11 protein-coding genes and 4 pseudogenes are annotated in these 13,292 nt (G+C 59.6%); 8 read left to right on the top strand and 7 right to left on the bottom strand.

All coding sequences use genetic code 11. The features are described 5' to 3' along the window. The first annotated feature begins 239 nt into the window (after window positions 1-239). Window positions 240-1,122, top strand: a pseudogene (locus NKJ93_RS31295) (IS110 family transposase). Between the two features lie 344 nt (window positions 1,123-1,466). Here the strand turns inward: NKJ93_RS31295 and NKJ93_RS31290 are convergent. Then, window positions 1,467-2,069 (bottom strand): DUF4142 domain-containing protein, encoded by a 603-nt coding sequence (locus tag NKJ93_RS31290; protein WP_031193942.1) that lies wholly within the window; start codon window positions 2,067-2,069, stop codon window positions 1,467-1,469. A 56-nt stretch (window positions 2,070-2,125) separates the two neighbouring features. Continuing rightward, window positions 2,126-3,523 (bottom strand): cytochrome b6, encoded by a 1,398-nt coding sequence (locus NKJ93_RS31285; protein ID WP_023718734.1) that lies wholly within the window; start codon window positions 3,521-3,523, stop codon window positions 2,126-2,128. Between the two features lie 228 nt (window positions 3,524-3,751). Here NKJ93_RS31285 and NKJ93_RS33695 point away from each other — a divergent pair. Together NKJ93_RS33695 and NKJ93_RS31280 are read left to right on the top strand one after the other, a co-directional pair. After that, window positions 3,752-4,167: pseudogene (locus NKJ93_RS33695) on the top strand (DHA2 family efflux MFS transporter permease subunit); the annotation flags it as partial. Then, window positions 4,163-4,578, top strand: a pseudogene (locus NKJ93_RS31280) (molybdopterin cofactor-binding domain-containing protein); the annotation flags it as partial. The pseudogenes NKJ93_RS33695 and NKJ93_RS31280, both read left to right, overlap by 5 nt. Window positions 4,579-4,602: 24 nt before the next feature. On the opposite strand, the gene NKJ93_RS31275 reads toward NKJ93_RS31280, so the two are convergent. Then, window positions 4,603-5,220 carry an alpha/beta fold hydrolase gene (locus tag NKJ93_RS31275; protein ID WP_352484676.1) on the bottom strand — a complete coding sequence of 206 codons (618 nt, stop codon included), beginning with the start codon at window positions 5,218-5,220 and terminating at the stop codon, window positions 4,603-4,605. Between the two features lie 554 nt (window positions 5,221-5,774). On the opposite strand from NKJ93_RS31275, the gene NKJ93_RS31270 reads away from it, so the two are divergent. Next, window positions 5,775-7,361, top strand: a complete 1,587-nt coding sequence (locus NKJ93_RS31270; protein ID WP_023722286.1) for a serine hydrolase — start codon at window positions 5,775-5,777, stop codon at window positions 7,359-7,361. A 201-nt stretch (window positions 7,362-7,562) separates the two neighbouring features. Here NKJ93_RS31270 and NKJ93_RS31265 read toward each other — a convergent pair. Next, window positions 7,563-8,423 (bottom strand): annotated as a pseudogene (locus tag NKJ93_RS31265) (IS5 family transposase); the annotation flags it as partial. Window positions 8,424-8,506: 83 nt separating this feature from the next. Here NKJ93_RS31265 and NKJ93_RS31260 point away from each other — a divergent pair. Further along, window positions 8,507-8,920, top strand: coding sequence for a Ros/MucR family transcriptional regulator (locus tag NKJ93_RS31260; RefSeq protein ID WP_023722284.1), 414 nt, complete (start codon window positions 8,507-8,509; stop codon window positions 8,918-8,920). 229 nt (window positions 8,921-9,149) lie between these two features. Then, on the top strand, window positions 9,150-9,740 hold the full coding sequence (locus NKJ93_RS33690; RefSeq protein WP_502895956.1) for a hypothetical protein: 591 nt from the start codon (window positions 9,150-9,152) through the stop codon (window positions 9,738-9,740). A 55-nt stretch (window positions 9,741-9,795) separates the two neighbouring features. Here NKJ93_RS33690 and NKJ93_RS31250 read toward each other — a convergent pair whose 3' ends face one another. Then, window positions 9,796-10,059 carry a hypothetical protein gene (locus tag NKJ93_RS31250; protein ID WP_352593150.1) on the bottom strand — a complete coding sequence of 88 codons (264 nt, stop codon included), beginning with the start codon at window positions 10,057-10,059 and terminating at the stop codon, window positions 9,796-9,798. A 307-nt stretch (window positions 10,060-10,366) separates the two neighbouring features. Here NKJ93_RS31250 and NKJ93_RS31245 point away from each other — a divergent pair, with 307 nt between their 5' ends. Both NKJ93_RS31245 and NKJ93_RS31240 read left to right on the top strand, forming a co-directional pair. Further along, on the top strand, window positions 10,367-11,029 hold the full coding sequence (locus NKJ93_RS31245) for a nucleotidyltransferase domain-containing protein (protein ID WP_352593147.1): 663 nt from the start codon (window positions 10,367-10,369) through the stop codon (window positions 11,027-11,029). Beyond that, a complete protein-coding gene (locus NKJ93_RS31240; protein ID WP_352593144.1) occupies window positions 11,026-11,328 on the top strand; it encodes a hypothetical protein in 303 nt (100 codons plus the stop codon). Before NKJ93_RS31245 ends, NKJ93_RS31240 begins: the two co-directional genes overlap by 4 nt. A gap of 153 nt (window positions 11,329-11,481) precedes the next feature. On the opposite strand, the gene NKJ93_RS31235 is transcribed toward NKJ93_RS31240, so the two are convergent. Next, entirely contained in the window at window positions 11,482-11,856 is a 375-nt protein-coding gene (locus NKJ93_RS31235; protein ID WP_352593159.1) for an FCD domain-containing protein, read from the bottom strand. Between the two features lie 817 nt (window positions 11,857-12,673). Beyond that, on the bottom strand, window positions 12,674-12,985 hold the full coding sequence (locus NKJ93_RS31230) for a hypothetical protein (RefSeq protein WP_023722276.1): 312 nt from the start codon (window positions 12,983-12,985) through the stop codon (window positions 12,674-12,676). Between the last annotated feature and the right edge of the window lie 307 nt (window positions 12,986-13,292).

The following is a 13,292-nucleotide window of genomic DNA, read 5'->3' as shown; positions in this document are numbered from 1 at the left end:
TGACCTCGCCTTTCAGGTCGATTTGCTGGCCTCGGTTCACCTTGATGTGGTCGATGATGGAATGTGGGAAGTCGTAACCTGGGATAGAGACGCTTACGCGGTCCTCTGTTATCCGCCTTCGAACCGTGGCAGTAATCGCCACCTGGTCACCAATGCCTATTCCCCGAGCCATGCCATGGATTCTGGTGCGGGCAGTGTCTTCTTCAAGAGGCTTCTAATATACGCCCGCCATCCTAAGGCTGAAGCAATATGTCGGATTGGATGTGTCGCAGCGAGAGACCAGCGTTTGCGTCGACGATGATGCTGGAAGGCCTATCTTCCAAGGGAAGGTGAAGTCCGATCCGGGAGCACTGACCGAGTTGCTCCGCAAACGGGCACCTCACGCCGAGCGCATCCGATTCGAGACGGGCCATGTCCAGCTGGCTCTGGCATGAGCTCAAGCGGGTCGGATTGCCGGTCGTCTGCATTGATGCTCGGCATGCGAAGGCGGCACTTTCAGTTCGAATGAACAAAAGTGATGAGAACGATGCCCGCGGCCTGGCCGAGCTGGTTCACGTCGGTTGGTATCGGGAAGTGAAGGTCAAAAGCGCGGAGAGTCAGGCCACCAGATCCATGCTCGTCGCACGGTCAAGACTTGTTGAGGTCCGGCGCGATCTCGAAAACCAGACACGGTCCATGCTGAAGGAATACGGGCTGCAGTTCAGTCGATCGATTGGGTCACAGTTCCGGCGAAAGGTTTGGGAGCTGGTTGCTGACGGGCATCCGCTTCGGTCGTTGGTTCAGGCCCTTCTATCTGTCCACGAGCAGGTCTGCTGTGAACAGGAGAAGCTCGATCGGCAAGTCCGGCATCTCGCTCGTGAAGACGACGGCGAAACGGATATCAATGGCCGCGTCTCACGCTGGGGCGATCGACTGTTGCGAACCTATCTCTACGAAGCAGCCAGTGTCCTCCTGCACCGGACGAAGAAATGGTCCACGCTGAAAGCCTGGGGGATGCGTCTGTCGAGGCGGATCGGCTTGAAGAAGGCAAAGGTGGCGGTCGCACGGAAGATCGCGGTTCTGCTTCATTGCATTTGGGTCGACGGCACCAGCTTCGAGTGGGGCAGCGAAAAGATGGCGTAACAGATCCGCACTCGATCCCAATCGCGGGCCCTTTGCGGAACTCGTGATGTCCCCCGCCGGGACGGTGGTTGCGGCGACCTCGGTCAAACGGCTGACAGCAGTTCATCTGCATCTCGTTGGAAACGTTGAGGCGCCCGACCCGAACATCATCATGAGGCACTCGACCTCGGAAAGGACCATGACCCCGGCGCTGGCAGTGCGAGATCCGGATTGACAACCACCCGCAATTAAAGGGCCGTTTGACAGGCGGAGCTCGCCGAATGGCCACAACAGCTAAGATTGACGCGTTTGGCGGCTCGCGTGCAATCGTAAGCACTGTTCACGTTGCAGATGTGGCCGGCAGTTTATTTGCTCTTTTGCGCTTCCGCTGCGAGCAAGGCTTGTCCCGCCAGTTCCGCGTGCAGCGTGCGCGCCATATCGAGGTGCTCGAGCACCTTTGGTAGGTTGTCTGAGGCGAAGTGCTGGAGCTCTGGATCTTCGCCGGAGCCAATCTCCCAAGCCAGAAGCTGCGCTGTTTTCTGGTGGTCGAGGATCTGCGCAGCCAGATAAGCAAGATCGAACGCGACGCCGTCCTGCTTTTCGAGATCAGCGCGGATTTTCTTATGATCAGGGTCGAGCTCTTCGGGAAGCGGAATCTCGCTCTTGTCCGCGACGGATTTCAGCTGTTTATTTGCCTCGTCGTGATCTTCGACCATTCGATTTGCAAATGCGCTCACCCCATCATGGCTTGTCTTTTCGGCCGCGAGCCGACCCAGTTCCACCTCGGCCCTGCCGCCAGCCGTGACCAGCTGGGCGAAAAGCCGATCCTGATAATTCGTCTGGTTCGGCGCTGGAACTCCGGGCTTCTCCATCCTCGTGTCGGGAGCAAGGCCGGCCGGATTGCCGATCTGCGCCATCGCACAACAAGGCGACAGCCCCACGGCGAAGGTGATTGCGGCAGCACGCATGAGTGTCCTCCATTCCGCGCCGAAGGCGGGCCCCCGGCAGCGGCTCTTTCGCTCGTTCAGAGAGTGAGCAGGTAAGCCACGAGTGAATCCTTTTCCGGCTGGTCAAGCTTCGTTCCGAGCACCAAGTTGAAGAACTCAACGGTATCGCCAAGCGTCATTAGGCGGCCGTCATGCAGATAGGGCGGAGAATCCTTGATCCCGCGCAGTGTGAAGGTCTTTATCGGCCCATCCGGTATGGCGACCTGATCGTTGAAGGTCTCGCCGATCTTGTAGAACCGCTCGAGCTTCAGGTCGTGCATGTTGTTGTCCATGAATGACAACCCTGGAACATGACACTCGGCGCAGCGGCCCTTGCCCATGAACACCTGCTCGCCCTTGAGCTCCTGCGCACTTGCGGTGGCCGGGTCAAGCCGCCCGAACGGGTCGAGCTTCGGCGCCGGCGGAAAATCGATGATATTCTGCATCTGCGCCATCATCGCCACCTGGTTCGTGCGGTCGGGCAGATTCACCCCTTTGCGGGTGGCGCTCACGTGATCGCCGTTGAAGTAGGCGGTGCGCTGCTCGAATTCCGTGAAGTCCTCGACTGAGCGCAGCGAGCGCTTGGAGCCATGAATCTGCTGATTGAACAGGCCGCGTAGGCTGGTTGTGTCGAGCCGAAAGCGCTCGGCTTGTGGCCGGACGTCCGGCGTCAGGTGAAAGGCTGCGTTGGTATGGAAATTCGCATGGCAGTCGAGGCATGCCACACCCATGCTTTGCATCGCGACCTTTCTGTCCTCGGTCTGATTGAATTCCTCCTGCGGGAAGGGCGTCAGCAGCAGACGCAGTCCTTCCATTTGTACGGGTGTGATGATGCCGTTCATATATTCGTAGAAGTTGCGGATCGTCAGCAGATCACCGCGCGACACATCCCCCAGTTCGGGATGCGTGGTGAGGAATATCGGAGGTGGAAATTCCGGCGTAAGATAGTCGGGCAGGTCGAAATCGACGTCGAAGCGCCGCAGATCGCGCCCTTCATCGGCGCCGATCTCTCTGATCTGGTTTTCCGGAAAGACCTGGCCTCCGGTCGCCTGCTTGACGTGCGGCAGCGGCAGGAAGCCGTTCGGCAACAAACCACGGTCGCGGATTTCTTGGGGAGTCTTGGCGGCCAGGCTGTCCCAGGTCTCGCCTGCCGGGAGTTTGACCCTGACGCCCTCCTGCACCACTTTCCGGCCGCCCGACATCATGACGCCCCGCATCGGCCGGTCCGCCAGGTTGTAACGGCTTTCGAGCAACTTGCGCTGCCGCTCGATCACGGCGGGTTTTTGCGCTTCGTCATTCTCCTTCACCGCAGAAAAGGGCAGGCTTGGCAATGGACGATAGGTCAGATCTGGCGGCAGCGGATCGGAAGCAGCGGTAAGCGTGACCGCGGCGGCGCCAAGCAGCGCCGGCAAGCCAAGGTTGAAGACACGTGACATATCCCCTCCCAAGATTATGAAAGTCTCAATACGAACAGACCGCCCCAACTCCCACGTGCGATGTTTGTTCCCGTGACTCCAACCAAACCGGACCGCGTCGTTGATGAGCTCGGGCGAGCCGCCGTGATACTAAGACGACTGGAATTGCAGAGCGGTAATCCTCCTTGACCAAGGCCAACGCAACGGCTGGTTCGTGTCGAGCTTCATCACGACGTTTGCAGTCATTTCTGGGATATTGGCCGCGGCGATCCGACCGTCGAAATACGCCTGCTGTTCACTCGCCAATTTGGTGCATGTTTCTTGGTTATGATGGCAGTCGGCGCCGTCATGTTCAGCACAACGCAGATCATGCCACAGCTGCAACAAACGGCATTGGCCTACACAGGGGACGCTGTCGGGCCTCTCGATAATGCCGGGCGGCATCGCCATGCTGCGGGTATGTGGTGGCTACGTTCGCCCTATGGCATATGACGTCGCTCACCCCGACGCCAGCTACTACTTTTTGCCTTTTGGGCGCGTCTTCCTGATGATCGGACTGCGTTCCTGATCATCCCTATTTCGACCGCGGCTTACGTCGGTCTCCCTGCGCAAAGACCAATCAGGCGTCAGCGCTGATCAACGTCGCCCGCAACATCGGCGGCTCGCGCCTCGATTTCGCTGGTGGCGGCGGAGGAACTCGGTATCCCCTATGAGCAGGTCAAGGCGGTGGTCGCCGATACCTCCAGCCTCGGCTACAACGATATGACGGACGGCAGCCGCGGCGCCTTCTCGTCTTCGATGGCGGCGATCTCCGCCGCCCGCAGCGCCATCAAGATCCTGCGGGACCGCGCCACGCAGACGTGGGACATCCCGGTCGACGACCTGGCCTGGGAAAAGGGCCACGCGATCGCCAGGGGCGCGACGCACGGCAACCTTTCGCCGCTGTCGCTGGAGGACGCCGCGTCGGGGAGACCGGCGGACCGATCGCCGGCCACAGTGAGCTCGTCGCCCACGGCGCCGGCGTCTCCTTCGCCACCCACATCTGCCATATCGAGGTGGATTCCGAGACCGGCTCGTGGCCTGCGGCTCGGTCGTCCTCGTCATGTTGTCGGTCTATGCCTAACCCGGCCCTGTAGTCCTCGATCACGCCGTGGACCGTCGCCGGATCGTGGATCGAGGCGAGAAATCAGCGTAAGCCTCCGCGCCCATCTCCGCGGGATCACCGCCGTATCATGCGTCTGGATTGGCAAGGATAGCCTGCTCCGGCTTTTCAGGCTGAGCGAAGAAGAACCAATGCCACCAAGCCGATGCGAACCGAGCGTCACATCGCGCCAGCGCATGCCGATCGGAATGGCTTGCCGGCTGACGGATGCCGGATGATCCATTGCTGTCCGAAATGCGGTGTACGCCCCACGGTCCTGACCCGCAAGTCCGAAGCGATCGAAGCCCAGATAGTACATAAGGGCTAAGCAATCGCGGGCATTGGACCTTTTAGACGAGCCCGAATGGTCAGGCATGTCAAAGGGCTTGGCCGAAACCGCGAAGATCAGGCAAATTACGGTGTATTCCTCAGCCAAAATCGGCGCCACGCGATGCCAAGTGGCATGGGTGCGAGGATGACCGTGCAGCATCAGAAGCGGTGGGCCCCTTCCACCAACCCGCACTCTGAGCGTCGCTTCCGGAAGTTTGATCTGCTCCAGCGAGAAACCTTCAAACATGCAACTCCCTCCATTCGCAACATTTGCCAAACGTGTAAACGGAGAGGCAGTTCAATGTCGGCTTCCGCGGGATGTGAACTTGCCACGTATTTCCGAGAAGAGGTCGTGAGCCGAATGGCGGCTTTAACTGGTCCCGCGGCAATAACCGGACGGACAGCAAACGGGCCCCCTGCCGCAGGCAAGATCGGTGAAGACGAAGCGTCCCGGCCCCTCGGCCATCGGACCCCATGCAGCAGGCCATAGGGCCTCGCGATGGGCCATATAATTGGCTTCGATGACTTTCTGGTTTGCCGCCAGCCCGTTGGCGAACAACTCCTGATTGGATGCCATTTGCCGCCCGGCCTTGGAACTTGACGTTCTCCCGCGCAGTCCCATCCAATTGCCGCCCGGGTAGGTAACGCGGATACTTCGCCAGGTCCCGAAATCACATGCGCGCAGCCGCCGTCTTTGTCTGATCTTTGGACTTAAACATATCAGTAGAAAATAACCGTAACCATCTTTCATCTTGCCGCGTATGGTCCGATCATCTGCCGGTGCAAGTTTGAGGACATGCAATGAAGAAGGCCGCTGCTCTCCTGGTACTTTCCCTCGTTACCATGCTGCCCGCAATGGCAGCCGCGCAGTCCTACGTGCCGGAGCTTGGGCCGTCGCCGCCGCAGGATGCTATGCAGCTGTATCCCGGCGGTGTCGAGAAGGCTGTGGCCGCCCTGTCGGACATCGTCAAGAAAGTCAAGGAAGCATCCGACGTTCCCGGCTTCGCCGTGGCGGTGGTGCAGGGCGGCAAAATGATCTTTGACGAAGGCTATGGCCTTCGCGACAACCGGGACGACACTTCTAGGGTCAGCAGCACTACCATTTTCCAGGTCGCCTCGGTGTCGAAATCGATCTCGGCCACGGTGGCCGCCATCGCCATGACGAAGGACCACAGCTTCGACTGGGATACCGCGGTCGGCAAGGTCTGGGACGGCTTCCGCCTCAATCTCGACTATGTCTCGGGCAACGCCACCATCGGCGATTTCTTCGCCCATCGCTCGGGCCTGCCAATGGCGGCGGGCGATGAGCTCGAGGATCTCGGCTTCCAGCGCAAGCAGATCGTCGGCGGCCTGTGGATGGTGCCGCTCGATCCCTTCCGCATCTCCTATCACTACGCCAATTTCGGCACGACGATCGGCGCCGAGGCAGTGGCCCACGCCGAGAAACAGCCTTGGGAGCCGCTGGCCAAGAGCCTGTTGTTCGATCCGCTCGGTATGCGCTCGAGCAGCTATCGGCACGAGGACTTCATGGCCGCCGGCAAGAACCGCGCCCTGCTGCATGCGCGCGTGGCGGAGAATGTGTTCGAGCCGCTCTATGACCGCGATCCCGACCAGCAGGCGCCGGCGGGCGGCGTCTCCTCCAGCGTCCAGGATCTTGCCAAGTGGATGATCCTGCTGCTTGGCGACGGCACCTATAACGGCCAGCCCATGATCGACCCGAAGATCCTGCAGCCCGCCATCACACCGCAGAGCGTGACCTACCGCGGCGAGACGCCCGATACGCGGGCCAGCTCCTATGGCTATGGCTTCAATGTGGGGGTGAACGCCAATGGGCGCACCACCATGGGCCATTCCGGCGGCTTCCTGCTCGGCGCCGGCACCACCTTCCAGATCTTGCCCTCGGCCGACGTCGGCATCGTCGTGCTCACCAACGGCTCCCCCGTCGGCGCCGCCGAGGCGGTCGCCGCCAGCTTCATGGACATCGTGCAATATGGCCAGATCACCCGCGACTGGTATCCCTACATGAAGCCGCGGTTCATGGGCTACTACAAGCCGGTGGGCGACCTCGCCGGCAAGGTCAAGCCGACGAACCCCGCCAAGGCGCGCAGTCCATCCTTCTACGAGGGCCAATATACGAGCAACTATTTCGACACCGCCACCGTGCGGGCCGATGGCGACAAGCTGATGCTCGAACTCGGCCCCAAGCCCATGCAGTTCACGCTCGAGCACTGGGACGGCGACACCTACGCCCTCACGCCCCGCGGAGAGAACGCGCCGACCGGCTCGCTGTCATCGGTGAAGTTCGTCGGTTCCCCCGGCGGCATTCGCGCGCGGGTGATGACGGTGGACTATCTGAATGAGAACGAGTTGGGGCATTTTCAGAGGTAGGGGGTGAAGGCGTCGGGTGCTTCATACACCCCATACCGTCGGTCGACCTCACGCTTCAAAGCCTCGTGGGCGCTCGCCAGACAGAGCCGCAGTGTCTTAAAAAGCGCCTCGTCTCGTTGGGATCAAAACCACCCTGGGTGGTGGCCACCGACCGGCGGTGGCCCTGACCTTGGCCATCAGCCGGTCTCCGCCATGAGCTTTGTTCTGCGCTACATGCGGCGTCACCCTCATCGAGCGCAGCTCATTGACGAAGTCTTCCGCGTCGTAGGCCTTGTCGGCGCCGAGCGTGATCGCCTGTGGCCGCTCCGCTCGAGGTTCGATCATGTGCAGTGCGGCCACCCGCTCAGCATGTCCGTCGGCCAGTGTCAGGCAGGCGTCGACCAGCAGGCCGTGGCGGTTCTCCATCAAGCCATGTCCCATGAAGCACAGCTTGGCCTCCTTGCCTTTGCCCTTGCGATAGAGCCGGGCATCCGGATCGGTGGCCGAGGCATGTGTGTCGTTCGAGCGCTTGTGGCCATGGAAGTCCGCTTCCGCGTTTCGCCCGCCCCCTTCAGCCGGCGGCTCGCCCGAGCCGTCCTTCGGCTTGACGCTCTTCATCGACGCCCAGGCCTCGATCAGCGTCCCGTCGACCGAGAAGTGATCCGTTGACAGAAGCCTCTTGACCTTGGGCTGCGTCAGCACCGCGCTCAGGAACTTTGCGGCGATGTCGCCCTCCAGCAGCCGGTCGCGGTTCTTGGAGAACACCGAATGGTCCCAGGCCGCGTCATCGACGCCGATGCCGACGAACCAGCGGAACAGAAGGTCGTATTCCAGCCGTTCCATCAAAAGCCGCTCCGAGCGGATTGAGTAGAACGCCTGTAGCAGCATCGCTCGCAGCAGCTTTTCCGGCGGGATCGAAGGCCGCCCCATCGGCGAATACAGCGCCGCCAAGTCCCGCTCCAACGCCGCCAGCGCCTCGTTCACAATCGCCCGAATGCGCCGCAACGGATGATCGCGCCGCACCCGAGCCTCGAGATCAACATAACTGAACAGTTCGCCAGACCGTTCGTGTCCACCGCGCATGCCTCGTTCTCCGAATCTCTCCGGAGACACTGAATCACGCTCACGTCCTCGCTGCGAGCCACTTTTTCAACAGCCTGCTAGGGATGACAGCAGATATCGTCGCAGCCTATGTCCAGAGCAACGCAACGCCCGTGGCGGATCTGCCGAATTTGATCGCCAGTGTTAATTCTGCGTTGTCTGGCCTGGATGAGCCGGTCGCTGCACCATCGCCAATACTTACGCCCGCGGCAAATCCTAAGAAGTCGATCTTTCCCGAATACATTATAAGCCTTGAGAACGGGCGCAAGTTCAAGTCGATGAAGCGCCACCTGGGCTTGCTTGGCATGACACCTGATGAGTACAGAGCCAAGTGGGGTTTGGCGCGGGACTATCCTATGGTAGCGCCAAGCTATGCGGCTCAGCGGTCTGCGCTGGCCAAAGCTGCCGGTCTCGGCCGCAGGGCGGTTGCCAAAACGCCGCCAAAGAAAGCACCAGCAAAGCGCAAGGCCAAAGCCTGACAGTGCACGAATTCGGGCCATGCCATCAGGTCTAGATGGTCCAGGTGGCGTGGCTGGGAATGAGCTGCCTGGCTTCGCAGTTCAGTAAGCGCCGCTCACGCCACAACACAAGCTTCAGCACTGCTTGCGTCTTCACGTCCTCGTATCCTGGCGGGGGCAGGAGAGGTGGATCAATGTGCGATCGACAAGTCGAGCTGATACATCGTCGCCCTCGACAGATAATCAAATCATGTCGATAAAATCGCACTACATCGATACATCAAGCTCTGCTCGATGCCACAAAGCAACAAAGCCGCTGAATCCAGCAGCGCTCCGTGCTTCAAGGGCATGGCCATACGGGTGCTGGGTAAGCCTAAATTTCTTCCCCGAGCAATATCCTGGCCTCCTTGGCAGCAGCGATGAACGCCTGGCGTGCTATCCTTGGTGGTTTTTCTCCACGGATTACGGCAAGGCATGCTTCGATTGCGGCGCGCCGCGACTTGCCCTCCGGCCTCGGCCAATCCTTCAGCAGAACTTCGGCCGCGTCGGATACCGACGCAACAACTCTGTCGCGATCGATCCGGCCGGGTTGAATGATGACGGGCTTTCTGAAACGTTTCGTACGCACGACAGCCTCCAAGAACAAGATATGTTAGCTTCTGCTGATCCTTTGCGCCACATCAAACGTCCGCAAGTAACAGAAGGCATCCGCTTAGCCCAGAAGCTGCCGCCGCGATGGACGCTGGCCAGTGCTTCAGCACGTCGGGCCGGCCCCGAGTTTCGAAGAGCGCATCGCCAAGAGCGGCGTTACCCAATAAATGATTCACAAAATACCCAGTGAAGGGCAGTGAAGGGGAGTTCTCCGAACGCCGCGAAATGGAATTTCGGGGCTGAATTTACTCCATATCCGGCACGTCACGGCAGGTGAATAGCACGGTCGGCGGGCCATAGTCGCCAATAGCCGGGTCGGCGTCGCGGCTCCATGCGATTACGCCAACGTGCTTCCCTGCGAGCGCCTGACCGGTGCGGATTGCGCGTTCCTCGCTTTGCTGATCGGCGGGACCAAAGGCGGGAAACAGTTCGCCGTCCTGGCCACGATCGAATGCCACTACGACGATTAGCTTGGGCTTCTTTTGACCGGGCAGAATATGATCAGACATGGCAGGAACCTGTCACATGACCGAGGATTGAGTCGTGTTCGAGACTCGGGAGGTGCGCATGCAAGACCACCGTTTTGAGGAGCCCGTGCAGGTCGCGGAACACTATCAACACTTGGAGCGGGTTGCCCAAGCCGCCGATATCCTCTGAACAGATGGCCGACGGCGACCAGCATCAGGTCCAGATGCAAACGTGGCGCAGCAACCGCCCAGGATTCAGACAACAGGACGTTCGTTTAGAAAACAAAACATCCGATTTGATATCCGACGATTTGATGTGCTATGAGTCCACAGCAGAAGGAACTTGCGCATGGCACACTCGACCGCTCAAAGCGCTTTGCGCTATCCACTCACCATTATGCTCGGCACCGAAGCAAGCGTAAGATTGCTCCGGGAATTGTCGCGCCACGGCGGCTTGCTTTCTTCTCCATTGCTTGCGACTCGTAGCGGGCTTGCAAGGGCAAGCGTGTGGTCTGCTCTCGCAACCTTGGAAGGGATTGGCATCGTATCTTCGGAGGGAACGGGCAGGGCTCGTCTTTACCGGTTGAATGATCGCCATCCGCTGGCGACATCACTGGAAGCTCTCTTCGAGCAGGAGGCGCTTCGGTATTCCAATATTCGCGCCGTAATCACTGAGGCGGTCTCCGCAGTTCGGCCGAAAGTACTCGCGGCCTGGATTTACGGCAGCGTAGCGAGGGGCGAGGACCGTCCAGACAGCGATCTCGACATCGCAGTGGTTACGCCATCCGAAAAGCTAGATAGCGCGCTCCAAGAAATCCGTGAGGCACTGGTGACCCAAGGTCAAAAGCTTGGCTTCAATCCCTCGGTCGTGGGACTCACTCCGGAGGATGTGGCAAGGCTGTCGAGCACGCGAGACCCGTGGTGGGGCGGGGTCGAAGCCAATGCCCTGCTCGTCTTGGGTTCACGCCCGGACGAACTCGCAACAAAAACTCGCCGGCAGGCGTTGGCATGACCAGAAGAGGTGCGACGAAAGCAGTCGAGACAGGCTTTGGCGAGGGGCGATTGCGCATCGCCCGCTCATATTTGAAGGCTGCCCGTTTAGAGGTGGCAATGTCCGGAACGGGTGACATCGGAAATCCGGCTATGTCGCAGATCGTGAATGCGGCAATAGCATACGCCGATGCGCTCACTGCCCGATTTGCAGGAAAGATCAACCGCGCGGATCATGCGGCCGTGGTGAAAACCATGCGACGCGCTTGGAAATCGCCTTCCTGCAGCGCAGGCCAGCAGGTTGCGAAGCATCCTCGATGAGAAGGACGAAACTCAATACGGAATCAGGGCAAAATCATTACCCGAAGCGGAGAGCTTGCTCGACAAGTTGGAAAAGTTCGCGGAGTGGGCGGAAAAAGAACTGGAAGTCTGATCAGCAATGGAGGCGGCATGTCGCTTACGGCGACCTGAATGTTACTTCAGCAGTTTGATCAGCACTGTGAAAGCCGCGTCGATGTCAGCGCGAACCGCGGCGCGGACCGCTTCCGCGTTACGGTCTCGCAGCGCTGCAAACATCTGCTGATGGTGCTGGTTGGCGGTCGAATAGTTTCCGGAATCGTGCAGCATGTTGAAATAGGGACTGATCTGCAGCCACAGGTTCTCGATGATGTTGAGCATGTTTTCCGAGCCCGCGGCTCGATAGATGGAGAAATGAAAGGCGTAGTTAGCCCTGAGGTAGGATCCGGAGTGGAACAGCGGGTTTTGACGAAGGTTTGGGCACCAGCAAAAAACGTAGGTGAAGCATGGCTGCTCATCAGGAAAGCAAGGACCGCACTGAGCGTACGGCACGGGACGCAAAAACGGCCAGACTACGGGAACAGCCGCTGAAGACTGGGACTGCTATGCAAGAGCGGAATGATGAGGGCGCAAAACGACCGTCAACACAGCGACGCCGCAATCGGTGACGCCTATCTTGTTGGCAGTTAGGGCCTCGTTAGCTTCCGGGCCTGCTCCGGGGACAAGGCCGAATGGGTCAAGCCCGACCTTGTCGGTCGGGTGAAATTTTGCCGCTCAATTTCCTCGATGAGACCTGACTGCCTTCAGCAGTTCCCGCTCGTCAGTGTAAGCATTTCGAAAAGTCGCCACTACCGTTTCCGCCAGGATTTTGCCCTGTTGGCTTAAAGGGTCGAGGTCTTCGTCTGCGCAAATCTGATCGAAAACGCGCTGGCAAATAGCCAAATCATGAGGACTAAGGCAGGTGCGATTGGTACGCTGGCGCTGCGGCATGTGCGAACCCTCAGGCCCGCTGCCCGTGCAGAGCAGCGGGCCTTTACAGCCAGACTGGAGAACGGAGGAGAGTTCTCGCGCAAAAAACGTTTGATGTAGAGTGCTTGTTCCCGGCTAACGAAGTTGGTAATTTTCGTACAGTGCGCCACCTGGGGCCGATTGCCTTTCCGCAAGCAGTTAGCCGTTCAACTGTTTCAATGATAGCCCTGGCAAGCGCCTCACCCTCATGCATGGGCTCTTGGCCATAAGAGCAGGAAGACAGCCTCCTCGATCGGCAGCACGCCGGCCGGGCAGGTCTCCTCGATGCCACGCGCACCAGAGCAAGGGCGGCCAGGCCTTGCGGACTTGTCTTCGGCATCGATGGTTTGATCTGCGTTCGCTAATCCGCCTCATCTCTGAGCGACATCTTTTTGCGGCGGACAGGCGTCCAGTCGATGATCGTATCAGCATCGACGGTGATTAGCCCGCCAGCTTTCACGGTCACCTTTCGATTTTCCTCGTCGACCCGCGTGACCTCGCCAGTGAGCTGGAGCTCGTCACCTGGTTTGGACTTTTTAGGAGCAGGGATGGAATGCGGAAAACCATAGGAGGGGATGCTGACGCTAGCTCTTCCGTCGTCCAGGAGCTTCAGCACCGTCACGGTGATCGCCACCTCATCGCCGATATTGATGTCCGCAATTTCCCAAGCCATGCCCCTGATTCTGGAGCGGCTTTGACGGTGGTCAAGGGATTGCTAATATGCGGAAGATGCCAACACCGCCAGCGTGCACCTTGTTTCGGAACTGAGTCGAACCAGCGATTTTGATTCAAATCGTAGCGTCTGGAGTGCGGGCGCATGCTTCCGTCACAACGCATTTCGGGTAGGCTTGCAACCAAGGTCGCTTCTGGCGTGAACCGCCGTGCGGCAGTTGAACTGTTCGAGTTGAAAACGGCCGGAGCCCGATTGCTCAGCCGATCAGCAACACGGTTGTCGCGCAGGATCACCGAAGCAGAGAAAC

The organism is Mesorhizobium sp. M0028 (genome assembly GCF_040323855.1).
Taxonomy (GTDB): domain Bacteria; phylum Pseudomonadota; class Alphaproteobacteria; order Rhizobiales; family Rhizobiaceae; genus Mesorhizobium.
This window is presented reverse-complemented; position numbering and strand designations above follow the sequence as displayed.